The organism is Curtobacterium sp. MCPF17_021 (assembly GCF_003234605.2).
GTDB lineage: Bacteria > Actinomycetota > Actinomycetes > Actinomycetales > Microbacteriaceae > Curtobacterium > Curtobacterium flaccumfaciens.
On sequence record NZ_CP126252.1, the window covers coordinates 1,606,320 to 1,624,195 of the forward strand.

Consider the following 17,876-nt stretch of genomic DNA (forward strand, 5'->3'; position numbering starts at 1 on the left):
TTGACGACCGTGACCACCGAGCAGCACGCCGAGGACCCGAACGCCTACGACTTCCGTCGTATCCAGGAGAAGTGGCAGCCCCGCTGGGAAGAGCTCGGGCTCTTCACCACCGACCTCGACGACACCCGTCCGCGCAAGTACATCCTCGAGATGTTCCCGTACCCGTCCGGCGACCTGCACATGGGGCACGCCGAGAACTGGGCGCTCGGGGACTTCGTCGCGCGCTACTGGCGTCAGCAGGGCTTCAACGTGCTGCACCCGATCGGTTGGGACTCCTTCGGGCTGCCCGCCGAGAACGCGGCGATCAAGCGCGGGGTGGACCCGAAGGACTGGACCTACGCGAACATCGAGCAGCAGAAGGCGTCCTTCAAGCGCTACGCGCCGTCGTTCGACTGGACCACCGAGATCCACACCTCGGACCCCGAGTACTACAAGTGGAACCAGTGGCTGTTCCTGAAGATGTACGAGAAGGGCCTGGCGTACCGCAAGGACAGCTGGGTCAACTGGGACCCGGTGGACCAGACCGTGCTCGCGAACGAGCAGGTCCTGCCCGACGGCACCTCGGACCGCTCCGGCGCCGTCGTCGTGAAGAAGAAGCTCACGCAGTGGTACTTCAAGATCACCGAGTACGCCGACCGGCTGCTCGACGACCTGAACCAGCTCGAGGGGCGGTGGCCGGCGAAGGTCATCGCGCAGCAGCGCAACTGGATCGGCCGCTCGGTCGGTGCCGACGTCGACTTCGTGATCGAGGGCCGCGACGAGCCCGTCACGGTCTTCACCACCCGCCCGGACACGATCCACGGGGCGACGTTCCTGGTCGTCGCGCCGGACTCCGACCTGGCGGCTGAGCTGGTCGCCGACCCGTCGGTGCCAGCCTCGGTCCGTGACGACTTCGACGCCTACCTGACGGCGACGCAGAAGACGTCCGAGATCGACCGGCAGAACGCCGACCGCCCGAAGACCGGTGTGCCGCTCAGCCGTTCCGCGATCCACCCGCTGACGGGGGAGCGCCTGCCGATCTGGGCCGCCGACTACGTGCTCGCCGACTACGGGCACGGCGCCGTGATGGCCGTGCCCGCGCACGACCAGCGCGACCTCGACTTCGCGCGGGCGTTCGACCTGCCCGTCAAGGTGGTCGTCGACACGAACGCCGCCGTCACCGGCGCGATCCCGGTCATCCCCGAGGGCGCGACGCTCGACGACTTCGACGTGCCGACCCTCGACCCGGTCGCCACCGGCGAAGCGCTGACCGGTCAGGGCCGGATGATCAACTCCGGGCCGCTCGACGGCATGTCGAAGCAGCACGCCATCACCGCTGCCATCGCGCTGCTCGAGGAGCGCGGCACCGGCCGTGCCGCCAAGACCTACCGCCTGCGTGACTGGCTCATCTCGCGCCAGCGCTTCTGGGGTACCCCGATCCCGATCATCCACGGTGCCGACGGCACCGAGCACCCGGTGCCCGAGGACCAGCTGCCGATCGTGCTGCCCGACACCGAGGGGCTCGACCTCAAGCCGAAGGGCACGTCCCCGCTCGGTGGCGCGACCGACTGGGTGAACGTCCCGAACCCCGTCGACGGCACCCCGGCGCTCCGCGACACCGACACGATGGACACCTTCGTCGACTCGTCGTGGTACTTCCTGCGGTTCCTGTCGGCGAACGACGACACCCAGGCGTTCGACCCGGCAGCCGCGCGCCGCTGGGCTCCGGTCGACCAGTACATCGGCGGCATCGAGCACGCGATCCTGCACCTGCTCTACGCCCGCTTCGTCACGAAGGTCCTGTTCGACCTCGGGTACCTCGACTTCACCGAGCCGTTCTCGGCACTGCTCAACCAGGGCATGGTGCTGTCCGGTGGCTCGAAGATGTCGAAGTCGAAGGGCGGCGTCTCGCTCGGTGACGAGCTCGACGCGAACGGCGTCGACGCCATCCGCCTGGTGATGGGCTTCGCGGGCCCGCCGGAGGACGACATCAACTGGGAGGACGTCTCCCCGTCCGCCTCCGCACGGTTCCTGGCGCGGGCGTACCGCCTGGCGCTCGACGTCACGTCCGCACGCGACGTCGTGTGGGCCGACGGCGACCGGGCTCTCCGCCAGGTCACGCACCGGTTCCTCGCGGACGCCCCCGGGATGATGGAGTCGTTCAAGTTCAACGTCGTGATCGCGCGACTGATGGACCTGGTCAACGTCACCCGCAAGGCGATCGACAGCGGCCCCGGTGCCGGTGACCCCGCCGTGCGCGAGGCCGTCGAGACCATCGCGCTCGGGCTGAGCGTCTTCGCGCCGTACACCGGCGAGGAGATGTGGGAGCGGCTGGGCTACGAGGCCACCGTCGCCACGTACGGCTGGCGGAAGGCCGACCCGACGCTGCTCGTGCAGGAGACCCTGACCGCCGTCGTACAGGTCAACGGCAAGGTGCGTGACTCGTTCGAGGTGTCGAAGTCGATCGAGGCGGACGACCTCGAGCAGCTCGCACGGTCGTCGGCGAACGTGCAGCGGTACATCGGTGACCGGGAGATCGTGAAGGTGATCGTCCGGGCGCCGAAGCTCGTGAACATCGCCATCAAGGGGTAGCGACCGTCGCTGGCGTCGTCCCTCACAGCAGGGGCGTTCGCGGCACCCGTCCACGGGTGTGAACTCCGGAGCCCGGCCGATCGGCCGGGCTCCGTAGCGTTCGGGGCATGTCGTCCCCGTCGTCTCCCGGACCCTGGTGGTCCCGTCTCGCGCTGTCACCGCGGGCCGCCGTGGTGCTGGCGGCGGTCGTGGTGGTGGTCGCCGTCCTCGTGGTGCTCGTCGGGGCGCTGGTGTCGGGTGGTGGCGAGGGTGCTGGAGGAACCGGCGGGGTCGTCGTGCGTGGGGCGCCGACGGCCGGTGCGGCGTCGGGCGGCCCGTCGCCGTCGGCTGGTGCGTCTGCCGGTGCTGCTCCGTCCGCTCCTGGTGCCGGGCGCGTCGTGGTGCACGTGCTCGGGGCGGTGCGGCGGAGCGGTGTGGTCGAGTTGCCGGCATCGAGCCGGGTCGGTGACGCGCTCGAACGTGCCGGCGGGGCCACGGACGACGCCGACCTCGACCGCCTGAACCTGGCCCGGGTGCTGACGGACGGCGAGCGGTTGTACGTGCCGCGGGTCGGGCAACAGGAGGTACCTGAGGCGCTCGGACCGGTGGCAGACGGTGCTGCCGCCGGGCCGACTGCCGCTGCCGCTGCCGGGGCCGGGAGCGGCGGTGGCTCGGCGGGCACCGGGGGCGAGGGGTCGGCCGTCGTCGACCTGAACACCGCCGACCAGACCGCGCTCGAGACCCTGCCCGGCATCGGACCGGGGCTGGCCGGGCGCATCATCGCCTGGCGTGACGAGCACGGCCGGTTCACCGCGGTCGAGGACCTGCTCGACGTCAGCGGCATCGGCGACGTGCGGTTCGCCGAGCTCCGTGATCGCGTGCGGGTCTGAGGGGCGACGGTGCAGCTCGCGCCGAGTGCGATCGACCTGCGGGTCGCGGTGCCCGTCGCCGCCGCCTGGATCGCGACCGCCCTGCTCATCGGCGTGCCCGACGTGGCACCCGTGGTCGGTGGGGCCGCGGCGATCCTGACCGGCGTCAGCGGCATCGTGCTCCGGTGGCGTCGGGGGACCGGGGTCGTACCGGCCGTCGCCGGGCTGCTGCTCGTCGCGGGGGCCCTGACGACGCTGCTCGCGGTGTCGGTCACCGTGGGGGAGTCCCGGCGGGCTCCGGAGCCGCTCCGTACGCTCGTCGCCGGTCCGGGGGCGGGGCACGTGGAGGTCGAGGCCGTGCTGACCCGCGACCTCGTGCCGGGGGACCGCTCCGTCACCGCGACGCTGGTGTGTGCGGACGACCTCGACGGGCTCCGCGTGCCGGTTCGGCTCGTCCCCGACCAGCACGGCGGTGCACCGGGTGCCGTGCTGGCAGCCGGTGCCCGGGTCACCGGGACCGCCGCCGTGCAGCCGGACGACCCCGGATCGGCGACCGCGTTCGTGGCGTTCCTCCGTGGCACGCCGTCGTCGGTGCCGCCCGACGGACTGCTCGGCGCCACCGACACCGCGCGACAGGCCTTCGTGCGGGCCACTGCCGACCTGCCGCAGCCCGGAGCGGCACTGCTGCGCGGACTCGCGATCGGGGACCGCTCCGGCCTGGACCCGACGACCGAGGCGGCGATGGAGACCTCGGCGCTGACACACCTGACGGCGGTGTCCGGGGCGAACTGCGCGGTGGTGGTCGGGCTCGTCGTGGTCCTCGGCCGCGCCTGTGGTCTGCCGAGAGGCCCCCGGGCCGCGGCGGCCGTCGGCGTGCTCCTGGTGTTCGTCGTGCTCGTGCGGCCCGACCCCTCGATCGTCCGGGCGACGGTGATGGCGGTCGTGGTGCTCGTCGTGCACCTGGCCGGACGACCGGTGCGGGGCGTCCCGCTCGTCGTCCTCGCCGCGGTCGGCATGCTCGTCGTGGACCCCTGGTTCGCACGGTCGTTCGCGTTCGCCCTGTCCGTGCTCGCCACGAGCGGGATCGTGGTGCTCGGCCCGCCGCTCACCGAGCTCCTGGCTCGTCGTGTGTGGCCACCGGTCGCCGCAGCACTCGCGATCCCCGTCGCGGCGCAGGTGGCGTGCTGGCCGGTGACGATCCCGCTGTCGGCAGCGCTCCCGACCTACGCGGTGCCGGCGAACCTGTTGGCGGAGCCGTTCGCGCCGGTCGTCACGGTGATCGGGCTCGCCGCGTGTGGCCTCGCTCCCGTGTGGCCGGTGGGCGCGCAGGGGCTCGCGGCCGTCGCGTGGGTCCCGGCCGCCGCGCTCGGGGGCATCGCGCACGGGGCGGCGGCCCTGCCCTACGCCTCGGCACCCTGGCCGGCCGGGGTGCTCGGTGTGGCCGCCGCCGTGCTGGTGTGCGGCTGCATCGCGGTCGCCGTGCTGGTCCGGGGGCGGCTCGGCTCCCGGCTCCTGCTCGCCGCGGGTGTGGTGGTCGTGGTCGGTGTCGCCGCGGTCACCGTCCCGGTGCTCGTCGTCCGGGGCTCGGTACCGGATGACTGGTCGGTCGCCGCCTGCGACGTCGGGCAGGGGGACGCCGTGCTGCTCCGAGGCGAGGGGGCCGTCGCCCTCGTGGACACCGGCGACGACGAGGAACAGCTCCGGGCCTGCCTGGACCTGCTGGGGGTCACCCGGATCGACCTGCTCGTCCTGACGCACTTCGACCGCGACCACGTCGGTGCGGTGAGCGCTGTGGCCGGCACCGTCGAGACCGCCCTGGTCGGACCCGTCGGCCGCGCGTCGGACGAGCGGGTGGTCGACGACCTCCGGCGTGCCGGTGTCGACGTCCGGACGGCGGACGACCGGGTCTCCGGCACCCTCGGGCCGCTCACCTGGCGCGTGGTGTGGCCACCGAGCGACGACCGTGCCGCCGGCAACGACGCGAGCATCGTGCTGGTCACGGGGCCGGCCGACGGAGCCTCCTGTGCGACGTGCCTGACCGGGGTCTTCCTCGGCGACCTGGGGGAGTCGTCGCAACGTCGGCTCCGGAACGCCGGGGAACTGCCGGTGGGGCCGATCGACGTCGTGAAGGTGGCGCACCACGGCTCCGCGGACCAGGACCCGCAGCTCTACCGAGGGCTCGCCGCGCGGGTCGGGCTCATCGGCGTCGGCGCGGACAACACCTACGGGCATCCGACGCCGTCGGCGCTCGGCATGCTCGCGGCCGCGGGCACGCTGCCGCTCCGCACCGACGAGCTCGGCACCGTGGTGCTCGCCCGGTCCGGCAGCGACGAGGTGCGGGTGTGGACGGAGCGCTCGTCGTCGGCGGCCGCCCGTAGGATCGACGGTGCACCACTCGACCCGGCACCGTCCGGGCCGGCACCACCGGAAGGACCACATGGCCGCCAAGAAGCCCGCGCGCGCCGCAGCGAAGATCGACCAGGTGCCCTGGTCGGGGATCCGTCCGGCGCCCGTCGTGCTCATCACCGGGCCCGAAGCGTTCCTCGCCGACCGCGCCCGCGGGGTGCTGAAGGACCTGCTGCAGGGCGAGGACCCCGCGCTCGAGGTGCACGACCTCGAAGCCGACCAGTACGCCCCCGGGCTCCTCGCGACCCTCGCCAGCCCGTCGCTGTTCGGCGAGCCGCGACTCGTGCAGGTCACGAACGTCGAGAAGTGCACCGACGCCTTCATCACCGAGACGATCTCGTACCTGCAAGCCCCCGCCGACGACGTCACCCTGGTGCTCCGGCACGGGGGTGGTGTGCGCGGCAAGAAGCTCCTCGACACGATCCGCAGCGGTGTCGGCGGCGGGGTCGAGGTGCTGTGCGACGAACTCAAGCGCGAGACCGACCGCATCGACTTCGTGAACGCCGAGTTCCGCGCCGCACGCCGCCGGATCGCGCCCTCCGCCGTCCGGACCCTGGTGACCGCGTTCGCCGACGACCTCGCCGAACTCGCCGCCGCGTGCCGACAGCTCCTGGCGGATGAGGCCGAGGAGATCACCGACAAGGTCGTCGACAAGTACTACGGCGGTCGCGTCGAGACGAACGCGTTCAAGGTCGCCGACATCGCCCTCGCGGGCCGGTCGGCACCGGCGATCGTCGAGCTGCGGCATGCCCTGGCCACCGGCGAGGCACCCGTGCCGATCGTCGCCGCGTTCGCGAGCAAGATCCGCACGATGGCGAAGGTCAGCGCCTTCCGGGGTCCGAGCGGGCAGGCGGCCTCGGCGCTCGGCATGGCGCCGTGGCAGGTGCAGCGCGCGCAGCGTGACGTCGCCGGCTGGAGCGAGTCCGGGCTGGCCAACGCGATCATCAGCATCGCCGAGGCGGACACCGCGGTGAAGGGTGGCTCGCGCGACGCGCACTACGCGCTCGAGGTCATGGTCCGCACCATCGCCCGACGCGGCGAACCCCGCTGAGGCGAGTCGGCCTCCCGGCTGTCCCGCGCCTGTCGGCCGGCACTTCGTGAGCAGAAACGGTCGGGTGCGCCCTCGCGACCCGACCGTTTCTGCTCACGAAGCGAACCCAACGCACCCCACGCCGACCACCGCACCAAACCAAAAGCCCCACGCACGACGAAGGCCCCGCACCAACGGTGCGGGGCCTTCGGACCAGAAGGGTCAGGACGTCAGAGCGACGAGACCTTCTTCGCGATGGCCGACTTGCGGTTCGCGGCCTGGTTCTTGTGGATGACACCCTTGCTCACGGCCTTGTCGAGCTTCTTCGACGCGAGCGCCAGGGCGGCAACGGCCTTGTCCTTGTCACCGGCGGCGACGGCGTCGTTGGCACGACGGATGTGCGTCTTGAGCTCCGACTTGTACGCCTTGTTGCGCTCGGTGGCCTTGAGGTTGGTCTTGATGCGCTTGATCTGCGACTTGATGTTCGCCATGAATTGCTCCTGCTCGTCTCGTACGGGTGGGCGCGACCGCAGGGTAGAGGGGCCCTTGGTCGCATCGCGTTCCACCCGTGGGCGGGGAACGCGGAAGCCAGCCACCAACACTACCAGGCAAGCGGGCTGCCACCAAAGCACGAAACACCGCCGGATCGGCGGAAGCCCGCGGCCGACCGCGCCGAAACCCCACGGCAACACGCACCGGATACCGTGACGGACATGCCCTCCCTCGCACCGCGCATCGACACCGTGCCCGCCTCCGGCATCCGGAGGGTCTTCGAGCAGGCAGCCCTGCTGCAGTCGAGCGGCGCCGACGTCACGATGCTCGTGATCGGCGAGCCGGACGTCCCGGTGGCACCGCACATCGGTGAGGCAGCCCGTCGTGCCTGGACCGAGGACCGCACCGGGTACACCCCGAACGGCGGGATCGCGCCCCTCCGCGAAGCTGTCCGCGACAAGCTCCGCCGTGAGAACCGGATCGAGGCCGACCTCGAGCAGATCTGGATGACGATCGGTGCGACGCAGGCACTGTTCCAGGCGATGACGCTGACCCTGAGCCCGGGCGACGAGGTGCTCGTGCCGGACCCCGGCTACACGACCTTCACGATGAACGCCCACATCATCGGGGCGACCCCGGTGCCGTACCGGCTGGAGCCGCAGCACGGGTTCGAACCCGACCTGCAGGCCCTCGAGGCGAGCGTCACCGAACGCACCCGGGTGATCGTCGTCAACTCGCCGTCGAACCCGCTCGGCTCGGTCTTCGGCGAGGAGACCCTGCGCGCGCTGCTGGCCTTCGCGAAGCGGCACGACCTCTGGGTCATCAGCGACGAGGTCTACGAGTACTTCACCTACGGCACCCGGCACGTCAGCCTGGCGGCGCTCGACGAGGACGACCGCGTGTTCTCGGCGTTCTCGCTCAGCAAGACGTACGCGATGACCGGCGTCCGCGTCGGCTACCTCGTCACGCCGAAGGGGCTCGGCGCGACGATGCGGACCACGCAGGAGGCCATGATCAGCTGTGTCGCCGAACCCGACCAGTACGCGGCCCTCGCGGCGATCGTGGGGGACCACTCCGCGGTGCGCGACGCCCGGGAGCACTACCGCGCGAACCTCGAGGTCGCGAAGGAGACGCTCGACGCCGCCGGCATCCGGTACCTCGACCCGCGCGGGGCGTTCTACCTGTGGGTCGACATGTCGCACGCCTCCGACGGGGACATCGCCGAGTGGGCGCTCGGGTTCCTGCAGCGCGAGCGGGTCGCCGTCGCACCGGGCAGCGCCTTCGGACGCACCGGCGAGGGGTGGATCCGCGTCTGCCTCGCAGCCACCGCGGAGGACCTCCGGCGCGGCCTCGGTGCCCTGCCGGCTCCGGTGCACGCGACCGTCTGACGCGCGGTCCACACGGCCAGGAGGCCCGGTGCCGGTCGGCAGGACGGCGCACGGTGCGTGGTCCTCCACCTGGTGCGAGGCTGCTCGCCCCGTGCCGCGCAGCATCCGGTCACCGGGCGGTCAAGTGCGCACGGCCCCGCCGCCCTCGCACCGTGCGGGGTCCAGGACGCCGGCGCGAGGGCGCACCAAACGCGCACCGAACGCGCACCGTGCGTGGCGGACGCGCGCCGTGCCTCCAGGTCGGGTGAAGCGTGGGAGACTGTTGCGACCGTCCGACCCACCTGAGGAACCGTGAGCCCACAAGCATCCGCACCGCTGGAGCCCGCAGCGACCCCGGCCGACGCGATCCGCAACTTCTGCATCATCGCGCACATCGACCACGGCAAGTCGACGCTGGCCGACCGCATGCTGTCGATCACCGGCATCGTCGAGGACCGCGCGATGCGTGCGCAGTACCTCGACCGCATGGACATCGAGCGCGAGCGCGGCATCACGATCAAGTCGCAGGCCGTGCGCATGCCGTGGGAACTCGACGGTGAGACCTTCGCGCTGAACATGATCGACACCCCCGGGCACGTGGACTTCTCGTACGAGGTCTCCCGGTCCCTGGCCGCCTGCGAGGGCGCGATCCTGCTCGTCGACGCCGCCCAGGGCATCGAGGCGCAGACGCTCGCGAACCTGTACCTGGCGCTCGAGAACGACCTCGAGATCATCCCGGTCCTCAACAAGATCGACCTGCCCGCGGCCGAACCGGACAAGTACGCCGCCGAGCTCGCGCAGCTCATCGGCGGCAAGCCCGAGGACGTCCTCCGGGTGTCCGGCAAGACCGGCGTCGGGGTGCCCGAGCTCCTCGACCTGGTCGTCCGTCGCGTGCCGGCCCCCGTCGGCGACGCCGAGGCGGCGCCCCGCGCCATGATCTTCGACTCGGTCTACGACAGCTACCGCGGCGTCGTCACCTACGTCCGCATGATCGACGGCACCATCTCGCCCCGCGAGAAGGTCCAGATGATGTCGACCAAGTCGACGCACGAGATCCTGGAGATCGGGGTCTCGAGCCCGGAGCCGAAGCCCACGAAGGGGCTGTCCGTCGGCGAGGTCGGCTACCTGATCACCGGCGTGAAGGACGTCCGTCAGTCCAAGGTCGGCGACACCGTCACGAGCGCGCAGAAGCCCGCGACCCAGGCGCTGCCCGGCTACACGGACCCGAAGCCGATGGTGTTCTCGGGGCTGTACCCGATCGACGGCAGCGACTACCCCGTACTCCGTGAAGCGCTCGACAAGCTCAAGCTCTCCGACGCCGCACTGGTCTACGAGCCGGAGACCTCGGTGGCGCTCGGCTTCGGGTTCCGCTGCGGGTTCCTCGGGCTGCTGCACCTCGAGATCATCACCGAGCGGCTGTCCCGCGAGTTCGGCCTCGACCTCATCACCACGGCCCCGAGCGTGATCTACGAGGTCACGACCGAGGACAACGCCGTGACCGAGGTCACGAACCCCTCGGAGTTCCCGACCGGGCGCATCGTCGAAGTCCGCGAGCCGATGGTCCGCGCCGCGATCCTGGCCCCGAAGGACTACGTCGGCGCGATCATGGAGCTCTGCCAGCAGCGCCGCGGCTCCCTGCTCGGCATGGAGTACCTCGGCGAGGACCGCGTCGAGATCCGCTACGAGATGCCCCTCGGCGAGATCGTCTTCGACTTCTTCGACCAGCTGAAGAGCAAGACCCAGGGCTACGCGTCGCTCGACTACGAGCCCACCGGCGACCAGGCCGCCGACCTCGTCAAGGTCGACATCCTGCTGCAGGGCGACCAGGTCGACGCCTTCAGCGCGATCGTGCACCGCGACAAGGCGTACGCCTACGGCACGCTCATGACGGAGCGGCTGCGCAAGCTCATCCCGCGCCAGCAGTTCGAGGTGCCGATCCAGGCCGCCATCGGCGCCCGCATCATCGCCCGCGAGAGCATCCGCGCGATGCGCAAGGACGTCCTGGCCAAGTGCTACGGCGGTGACATCACCCGCAAGCGCAAGCTCCTCGAGAAGCAGAAGGAGGGCAAGAAGCGCATGAAGACCATCGGTCGGGTCGAGGTCCCGCAGGAGGCCTTCATCGCGGCGCTCTCCGGCGACGTCGAAGAGAAGAAGAAGTAGCGCCGAGCGCGCGGCGCGTTTCGCGCTGAGCGACAGCTCACGCACTGCGACCGCCGAGATCTGTCGGTGAGCGCGAAAGCTCGGCGCGGGTCAGCCGGTGCGGCGGGCGCGCGCCCGCAGGGCGGCCAGGCAGAGGGCCGGGAGGCTCGCAGCGGCCAGTCCCGCCAGTGCGGTCCGCAGGATGGCCCAGTGGGCAGCCGCGTCGAAGTCGGTCTGCTCGCCGGAGGCCACCCCGGCGACCACGGCGCCGACCACCATCGCGAGCGTCACGACCGCGAGAGCCAGTGCCAGCCGGTGGCCACGATCACGCCGCACCGCCGACACCAGCGCAGCACCGAACAGCAGCACCCCGGCACCGGCGCAGCTCGCCCCGACGGCGGCGATGACGTTCGCGGTGTCGAAGCCGTTCCACGACTCGGGGGCGATCGCAGCGGTGGCGTACCGCGCGGGCGACGCTGCGGCCGAGGTCGTCACGTCCACCAGCACCCGGGCGGTCGCCGCCACGCCGAACGCGACGAGCGTGAGCGCGGCGAGGACGGCGGTCCGGCGGTCGACGGACCGCGGGCGGGCGGGGGTGGGGCGGGGCACCTGCTGACGATAGCCGCGGGGCGGACGGTTGTCGGGCCTCCAGTTCGGGGTGCACGGCGGGTGGGCCGATCCGACGGAGGTGAGCGTGGATCGGTTCGATCCGGGGCGGCCCGCCCAAGTACCATGGCGGCATGAGCATCCGCGGGAGCTACCGGACCGCCCTGACGTACGGCGCGGTGGGGGCGACCCAGGCGTCGGACCTCATGACCTACCCGCCGGACGGCTTCACGCCGGCCGAGTCGCGCGCGCGGATCGGACACGGCGACCAGCGGTTCGAGACCGCCGTCGTGCAGGCGCTGACGTGGCAGATCCAGGAGCGCAGCGGTGTCCGCGTGCGCGTCGAGGAGCAGCCCGACGACGACGAGGTCCGGTACAACCCGGTCACCTTCGACGACGACGGTGTGCCGATCGCGCCGGCGTCCATCGGGACGCCCCGGGTCGAGAAGTTCGCCCCCGACGGCACCCCGCTGCTGACGGCGGGCACGAGCGCGACGCTGACGATCCACGCGTTCGGGCAGACCGTGCTGGCACCGGTTCGCGTCGTGTCGATCATCGACGAGCACGACCGCAAGGGGTTCGCCTACGGCACGCTCGAGGGGCACCCGCTCTCCGGCGAGGAGTCGTTCGTCGTCGAGCGCACCCCGGACGGCTCGGTGTGGCTGCAGGTCCGGCAGTTCTCGCAGCCGGCGAGCCGGAAGTGGCGCTTCGTGGCGCCGTTCGTGCGGCGGCAGCAGAAGGTCATGGCGGAGAAGTACCTGGCGGCGCTGCGGGGCGACTAGGCGACTAGGCGACTAGGCGACTGGTCGCTCGGTCGCGGTCGCGGTCGCGGTCGCTCGCGGTCTCGCGACCCCGCCCGCTCCCGCCCGAGCCCGCTCCTCAGCGGAGCGGTGGGAGTGCGGCGATCGCGTCCTCGATGAGGGCGGCGTCCTGCTGGCAGTCGCGTGCGACGGTCACGGCGTTCGTGTGCCGCAGCGCATCGACGTCGTAGACACCCGTCGCCACGGCCAGGAAGGGGATGCCCGCGGCGTCCGCGGCCTCGCCGTCGCGCGGGGTGTCGCCGACGATGACCGCCCGGGTGCCGACCAGTTCCGCGGCGGCGCGCAGGGTGACCCCGGCCCGCTCGACCTCAGTGTCCCCGAAGTACGAGTGCTCCCAGTCGAAGACGTCGGCGTCGAACCCGGCGCCGGTGAGCTTCACCCGGGCGCGGTACTCGGAGTTGCCGGTGAGCAGGCCGTTGCGCCAGCCGAGTTCGGCGAACCGGGCCAGGAGCGCCTTCGCACCGGGGACCGGGCTGCGGTGGTCGCCGGACGCGTGCCGTTCGGCGGTGAGGTCGTGCAGGTGCCGACTGACCGAGGGGATCAGGGTGTCCTCGAACGCGTGGGCGCGCACGTGCTCGGCGATGAGCCCGGCGTCGGTCCGACCGTGCTGGTGCCCGACCCGCAGGGTGAGGTCGCGGCCCACCGCCCGCTCGAGGGCGAGGTGGTAGAGGTTGCCCGGGGACGACGCGTTCATCACGAGGGTGCCGTCGATGTCCCACAGGACCGTGGTGGGGACGGGATGGTGCTCCATGACTCCCATCATGACGGACAATGGACTCCATGCCGAGTGCTCTCCCGATCGCCGATCCAGCACCAGCAGACGGCCTGATCACCCCGTGGGCGGCAGCGGGCTCCGCTGCCGGGCCGGGGGCTGCTCCCGCCGCCGGTGACGTCCCCTTCGGCGTGTACGTGCACGTGCCGTTCTGCCGCGTGCGCTGCGGCTACTGCGACTTCAACACCTACACGGCGTCGGAGCTCCGCGGCGTCCGTCGCGACGACTACGCCGGGCACGCCGTGCGCGAGATCGAGTGGGCCGCGACCGTCCTCGATCGTTCCGGTGTGCCGCGGCGGCCGGTGTCGACCGTCTTCTTCGGCGGCGGCACCCCGACCATGCTGCCGGCGTCCGACCTGGCGATGATCCTCCGTGCGATCGACGACACCTGGGGCATCCTGCCCGGGGCAGAGGTCACCACCGAGGCGAACCCCGACTCCGTCGACGCGGCGTCGCTCGAGACCCTGCGGGCCGGCGGCTTCAACCGGATCAGCTACGGCATGCAGTCCGCCGTGCCGCACGTGCTCGCCACGCTCGACCGCACGCACGACCCGCTCCGGGTCCCCGTCGTCGTCGACCTCGCGAAGCAGCAGGGACTCGACGTCTCGCTCGATCTCATCTACTCGACGCCGGGGGAGTCCCTCGCCGACTGGCGGACCTCGCTCGATGCCGCGATCGCCTGCGAGCCCGACCACGTGTCGGCGTACTCGCTCATCGTCGAGGACGGCACCGCGATGGGCCGCATGGTCGCCCGCGGCGAGCTCCCAGCCCCCGACGACGACCTGGCCGCCGACATGTACGAGCTCGCCGACCAGGTGCTCGGCGACGCCGGCTACTCCTGGTACGAGGTGTCGAACTGGGCGCGCGGCGACGCGCACGCGAGTCGTCACAACCTGTCCTACTGGAAGGGCCACGACTGGTGGGGCGTCGGCCCCGGCGCGCACTCCGCCGTCGCCGGCACGCGCTGGTGGAACGTCAAGCACCCGGCCGCGTACGCGAACCGGGTGCTGTCGGGGGAGTCGCCGGCCGCCGGCCGCGAGACCATCGACGACGAGACGCGGTACGTCGAGCGACTGCTGCTGGCGGCGCGGGTCCGCGGGGAGCTCGCGACGAGCGAGATCCGCCAGGAGGCCCGTGGCCGGGTCGCCGGCCTCATCGCACGCGGACTCGTGGACGGGTCGGCCGCGGTGCGGGGACGGATCGACCTGACCCTGCAGGGTCGCCTGCTCGCCGACGCGGTGGTGCGGGAGCTGCTCGACTGACCGGCGTGCGCACTGCTCGCTTCGCACTGCTCACCGCTTACTGCTTGATGAACTCGATCGAGAGCGGGTAACGGTAGAACTGGCCCTGGTTCGCGGCGATCGCGGCCTTGATGCTGAAGATCAGCGACACGATGCCCGCGGCGAGGATGATCAGGACCCCGACGCCGAACACCGACGTGAGCGAACCGACCACGTAGGCGATCCCCATCGTGATGTGGAAGTTCAGGGCGACCCGGGTGTGCTCCCGGATGAAGCCGCCTCGATCGCGGAGGACCAGGTAGGCGACCAAAGGCGCGATGAAGTTGAAGAAGATGCCACCGATGTGCGTCAGCGTGGCCCACAGGCGCTGGTCCTCCGGGCTCATCGGCTGGGGCGGGGTGTAGCCGGCGGGGTACTGCGGCCCGCCGGGGTACTGGGTCCCGCCGGGCTGCTGGGGGCCACCGGGGCCGTGGCCGTACGGGCCGCCGGGCTGCTCGGGTCCGGGGCCGTCGGGCTGCTGTCCGTAGGTCATGGCGGAAGCGTATCGGCCGACCGCCCGGAAGTCCCGGGCCGTCAGCGGTCGGGCGTAGGATCAGCAGTCGACACGTCCGAGTGCCAGGTCGATCGGGAAAGGAGGCGCTCGTGGTCAGTGAACGCAGCCTCGAGGTCCTCAAGGCCATCGTGCGTGACTACGTGGCGTCGCGTGAACCCGTCGGGTCGAAGACCATCGTCGAGCGGCACGCCTTCGGGGTCAGCGCCGCGACGATCCGCAACGACATGGCCCTGCTCGAGGACGAGCAGCTGATCGCCGCACCGCACACCTCGTCCGGGCGCGTGCCGACCGACAAGGGGTACCGCGTCTTCGTGGACCACCTGGCGGGTGCCCGTCCGCTCTCCAGCGCGCAGCGGCACGCCATCGAGACCTTCCTCGGCGCCCCGAACGACCTCGACGAGGTCCTCGGGCGCACCGTCCGGCTGCTCAGCCAGCTCACCAACCAGGTCGCCCTGGTGCAGTACCCCTCGATGGTGCGCGCCCGGGTGCAGCACGTCGAGCTCGTCCGGCTCGGAGACGCACGGTTGATGGTGGTGCTCATCACCGACACCGCCCGCGTCGAACAGCGCGTGGTCGAGACCGACGTCCCGCTCGACGAGGACTCGCTGGGCGAACTCCGCACCGTGGTGAACGGCGCGACGGTGGGGCTCCTGCTGCAGGACGTCCCGACCGCGCTCCGAGCCGTGCCGCAGCAACTCCGCCCCGACGCCCAGACGCTCGGCGGGGTCGTCGTCGCCACGCTCATCGAGCAGGTCGCGGCGAACCGGCAGGACCGCCTGCTGATGGCCGGTGCGGCGAACCTGGCGAAGAGCGAGCAGGACTTCTCCGGCGGCCTCTTCCCGGTGCTCGAAGCGATCGAGGAACAAGTCACCCTGCTCCGGTTGTTCGGGGAGATGCAGGTGGACGACATCGCGGTGGCGGCCAGCATCGGCGTCGAGAACGCCGAGTACGGACTCGACGCCACGAGCATCGTCGCCGGCGGCTACCTGGCCGGTGGCGAGGTGGCCCGCCTGGGCGTCCTCGGACCGACCCGCATGGACTACGGCACGAACATGGCGGCCGTCCGCGCCGTCGCCCGCTACCTGTCCAAGCTCCTGGGCGAACACTGACCAACCGACCGAACCCAACCGACTGAGGGATACGTGGCAGACCACTACGACGTCCTCGGCGTCCAGCGAGACGCCTCCGATGCCGACATCAAGAAGGCCTACCGCCGCCTGGCGCGTGAGCTCCACCCGGACGTGAACCCGGCACCCGACGCCGCCGAGCGCTTCAAGGACGTGACGCACGCGTACGACGTGCTGAGCGACCCCGAGCAGCGACGCCGGTACGACGCTGGCCCGCAGGCCGACAGCCCCTTCGGCGGTGGCGCCGGCGGCTTCAGCGACATCTTCGACGCCTTCTTCGGCGGCGGCGGTGGCGGCGGCCGTGGCTCGGGCCCGCGCAGCCGTGCCGAGCGCGGTCAGGACGCCCTGCTCCGCATCGAGGTCGACCTCGACGAGGTCGTCTTCGGCACCCACAAGGACGTCGAGGTCGACACGGCGGTGCTGTGCGAGACCTGCCACGGTTCCTGCTGCGCACCGGGCACCAGCCCGCGCACGTGCGACATCTGCGGCGGCTCGGGGCACATCCAGCGCCAGGTCCGTTCGCTCCTGGGCAACGTGGTGACGAGCGCCCCGTGCGGCACCTGCCGCGGGTACGGCACCGTCATCCCGAGCCCCTGCCCGACCTGCCAGGGTCAGGGCCGCGTCCGCGCACGTCGCACCGTGCCGGTGGACGTCCCCGCCGGCGTCGACTCCGGCCTGCGCCTGCAGATGCCCGGCCAGGGCGAGGTCGGCCCGGCCGGCGGCCCGTCCGGTGACCTGTACCTCGAGATCCGCGTGCGCCACGACGACGTCTTCAGCCGTGACGGCGACGACCTGCTGGCGACGCTCGAGGTCGGCATGACCGACGCCGTCCTCGGCACGACCACCACGATCGACGGCCTCGACGGTCCGGTCGAGCTGGAGATCCGGCCCGGCGTGCAGAGCGCCGACGTCCTCGTCATCAAGGACCGCGGCATCACGAAACTGCGCGGGAACGGCCGCGGTGACCTGCGGGTCGGCGTGCAGGTCGTCACCCCGACCAAGCTGTCCCACAAGGAACGACAGCTGGTCGAGCAGCTCGCGAAGTCGCACAAGACCACCGCCCCGCAGCTCGCCCGGTTCCAGCAGGGCATGTTCGGCAAGCTCCGCGACCGGTTCTTCAACCACTGATGGCCTCGCTGTACCTCGTCGACTCGCTGGACGGCGTCGCCGTCGGTGACCCGGTGTCGCTCGACGGCGCCGAGGGCCGGCACGCGGTCTCCGTCGCGCGTGTCCGGGTCGGCGAGGTCCTGCGGATCGCCGACGGTCGGGGCACCGTGGTGTCCGGGCCGGTCACCACGCTCGGCAAGGACACGCTGGAGCTCGCGGTCGAGACCGTCGAGCACCAGGAGGCGCCGCGCCCGTCGCTGACCCTCGTGCAGGCCCTGGCCAAGGGCGGCCGTGACGAGATGGCGGTGCAGGCGGCGACCGAGATCGGCGTCGACCGGGTCGTCCCGTGGTCGGCCGCGCGCAGCGTCTCCCGGTGGGACGGCGCGAAGGTCGAGAAGGGCCGTGCCCGGTGGGCCGCGATCGCGCACGAGGCCGCGAAGCAGGCGATCCGTCCGCGCGTGCCCGTCGTCGCGCCGCTGGTGGCGACCGGACAGCTCGTGTCCGCGCTCGGAGCGGGGACCGCCCTCGTCCTGCTCGACCCGACCGCGACCGTGCGGCTCGCCACCTGGGAACCCCCGACGGACGCCGAGGACATCGCCCTCGTCGTCGGCCCCGAAGGCGGCATCGACGGCGCGGAGCTCGGCCGGCTCGAGGCCGAGGGTGCCGTGCGCGTCCGACTCGGCGACAGCGTGCTCCGCACGTCCACCGCCGGACCGGCGGCACTCGCTGTCCTGCAGGCGCGACTGGGTCGCTGGTGAGCCGGACCACGCCGTCGGGCGCGTCCTACGATGGAGCC

General features: G+C 71.9%; 14 protein-coding genes and 1 pseudogene. 11 read left to right on the plus strand and 4 right to left on the minus strand.

Annotated features, from left to right (window positions below):
- Positions 1-9: 9 nt before the first annotated feature.
- From leuS to holA, 4 genes and pseudogenes are all read left to right on the plus strand, one after another.
- The gene (gene leuS / locus DEJ29_RS07545; RefSeq protein ID WP_111095420.1) at positions 10-2,571 is read left to right on the plus strand and encodes a leucine--tRNA ligase; all 2,562 of its coding nucleotides are present in this window, start codon (positions 10-12) and stop codon (positions 2,569-2,571) included.
- A gap of 107 nt (positions 2,572-2,678) precedes the next feature.
- On the plus strand, positions 2,679-3,440 hold the full coding sequence (locus tag DEJ29_RS07550) for a ComEA family DNA-binding protein (protein ID WP_111095421.1): 762 nt from the start codon (positions 2,679-2,681) through the stop codon (positions 3,438-3,440).
- A 621-nt stretch (positions 3,441-4,061) separates the two neighbouring features.
- Positions 4,062-5,228, plus strand: a pseudogene (locus DEJ29_RS07555) (ComEC/Rec2 family competence protein); the annotation flags it as partial.
- A 628-nt stretch (positions 5,229-5,856) separates the two neighbouring features.
- Complete coding sequence (gene holA, locus DEJ29_RS07560; RefSeq protein WP_027465301.1) at positions 5,857-6,876, plus strand: DNA polymerase III subunit delta; 1,020 nt, start codon at positions 5,857-5,859, stop codon at positions 6,874-6,876.
- Positions 6,877-7,085: 209 nt separating this feature from the next.
- Here the strand turns inward: holA and rpsT are convergent, their stop codons facing one another.
- A complete protein-coding gene (gene rpsT, locus DEJ29_RS07565) occupies positions 7,086-7,346 on the minus strand; it encodes a 30S ribosomal protein S20 (RefSeq protein WP_017886662.1) in 261 nt (86 codons plus the stop codon).
- A gap of 222 nt (positions 7,347-7,568) precedes the next feature.
- Between rpsT and DEJ29_RS07570 the strand changes: the two genes are divergently transcribed.
- Positions 7,569-8,735, plus strand: a complete 1,167-nt coding sequence (locus tag DEJ29_RS07570; protein ID WP_111095423.1) for a pyridoxal phosphate-dependent aminotransferase — start codon at positions 7,569-7,571, stop codon at positions 8,733-8,735.
- Positions 8,736-9,026: 291 nt separating this feature from the next.
- Positions 9,027-10,874, plus strand: a complete 1,848-nt coding sequence (gene lepA, locus DEJ29_RS07575) for a translation elongation factor 4 (RefSeq protein WP_017886664.1) — start codon at positions 9,027-9,029, stop codon at positions 10,872-10,874.
- Between the two features lie 90 nt (positions 10,875-10,964).
- Here the strand turns inward: lepA and DEJ29_RS07580 are convergent, their stop codons facing one another.
- Positions 10,965-11,462 carry a hypothetical protein gene (locus DEJ29_RS07580; protein ID WP_284174313.1) on the minus strand — a complete coding sequence of 166 codons (498 nt, stop codon included), beginning with the start codon at positions 11,460-11,462 and terminating at the stop codon, positions 10,965-10,967.
- Positions 11,463-11,593: 131 nt separating this feature from the next.
- Between DEJ29_RS07580 and DEJ29_RS07585 the strand changes: the two genes are divergently transcribed.
- Entirely contained in the window at positions 11,594-12,241 is a 648-nt protein-coding gene (locus tag DEJ29_RS07585; RefSeq protein WP_035808235.1) for a DUF1990 domain-containing protein, read from the plus strand.
- A 97-nt stretch (positions 12,242-12,338) separates the two neighbouring features.
- On the opposite strand, the gene DEJ29_RS07590 is transcribed toward DEJ29_RS07585, so the two are convergent.
- The gene (locus tag DEJ29_RS07590; protein WP_181438084.1) at positions 12,339-13,031 is read right to left on the minus strand and encodes an HAD family hydrolase; all 693 of its coding nucleotides are present in this window, start codon (positions 13,029-13,031) and stop codon (positions 12,339-12,341) included.
- Positions 13,032-13,060: 29 nt separating this feature from the next.
- Here DEJ29_RS07590 and hemW point away from each other — a divergent pair, with 29 nt between their 5' ends.
- Positions 13,061-14,314, plus strand: a complete 1,254-nt coding sequence (gene hemW, locus DEJ29_RS07595) for a radical SAM family heme chaperone HemW (protein WP_111031147.1) — start codon at positions 13,061-13,063, stop codon at positions 14,312-14,314.
- Between the two features lie 37 nt (positions 14,315-14,351).
- Here hemW and DEJ29_RS07600 read toward each other — a convergent pair whose 3' ends face one another.
- On the minus strand, positions 14,352-14,825 hold the full coding sequence (locus DEJ29_RS07600) for a DUF4870 domain-containing protein (RefSeq protein ID WP_349775195.1): 474 nt from the start codon (positions 14,823-14,825) through the stop codon (positions 14,352-14,354).
- A 110-nt stretch (positions 14,826-14,935) separates the two neighbouring features.
- On the opposite strand from DEJ29_RS07600, the gene hrcA reads away from it, so the two are divergent.
- Genes hrcA through DEJ29_RS07615 form a run of 3 tightly spaced genes read left to right on the plus strand, consistent with a single transcriptional unit; the run spans position 14,936 to position 17,838 of the window.
- Complete coding sequence (gene hrcA, locus DEJ29_RS07605; protein WP_027465308.1) at positions 14,936-15,955, plus strand: heat-inducible transcriptional repressor HrcA; 1,020 nt, start codon at positions 14,936-14,938, stop codon at positions 15,953-15,955.
- Positions 15,956-15,988: 33 nt separating this feature from the next.
- The gene (gene dnaJ, locus DEJ29_RS07610; protein ID WP_017886671.1) at positions 15,989-17,101 is read left to right on the plus strand and encodes a molecular chaperone DnaJ; all 1,113 of its coding nucleotides are present in this window, start codon (positions 15,989-15,991) and stop codon (positions 17,099-17,101) included.
- On the plus strand, positions 17,101-17,838 hold the full coding sequence (locus DEJ29_RS07615; protein WP_111095224.1) for a 16S rRNA (uracil(1498)-N(3))-methyltransferase: 738 nt from the start codon (positions 17,101-17,103) through the stop codon (positions 17,836-17,838). The genes dnaJ and DEJ29_RS07615 overlap by 1 nt, the downstream gene beginning before the upstream one ends.
- Positions 17,839-17,876: the final 38 nt, after the last annotated feature.

Excerpts from the sequence above, each read along its gene's own strand:
- DEJ29_RS07550 (WP_111095421.1), top strand. The coding sequence starts at position 2,679 with ATGTCGTCCCCGTCGTCTCCCGGACCCTGGTGGTCCCGTCTCGCGCTG.
- holA (WP_027465301.1), top strand. The coding sequence starts at position 5,857 with ATGGCCGCCAAGAAGCCCGCGCGCGCCGCAGCGAAGATCGACCAGGTG.
- rpsT (WP_017886662.1), bottom strand. The coding sequence starts at position 7,346 with ATGGCGAACATCAAGTCGCAGATCAAGCGCATCAAGACCAACCTCAAG.
- DEJ29_RS07570 (WP_111095423.1), top strand. The coding sequence starts at position 7,569 with ATGCCCTCCCTCGCACCGCGCATCGACACCGTGCCCGCCTCCGGCATC.
- DEJ29_RS07585 (WP_035808235.1), top strand. The coding sequence starts at position 11,594 with ATGAGCATCCGCGGGAGCTACCGGACCGCCCTGACGTACGGCGCGGTG.
- DEJ29_RS07590 (WP_181438084.1), bottom strand. The coding sequence starts at position 13,031 with ATGGAGCACCATCCCGTCCCCACCACGGTCCTGTGGGACATCGACGGC.
- hemW (WP_111031147.1), top strand. The coding sequence starts at position 13,061 with ATGCCGAGTGCTCTCCCGATCGCCGATCCAGCACCAGCAGACGGCCTG.
- DEJ29_RS07600 (WP_349775195.1), bottom strand. The coding sequence starts at position 14,825 with ATGACCTACGGACAGCAGCCCGACGGCCCCGGACCCGAGCAGCCCGGC.
- DEJ29_RS07615 (WP_111095224.1), top strand. The coding sequence starts at position 17,101 with ATGGCCTCGCTGTACCTCGTCGACTCGCTGGACGGCGTCGCCGTCGGT.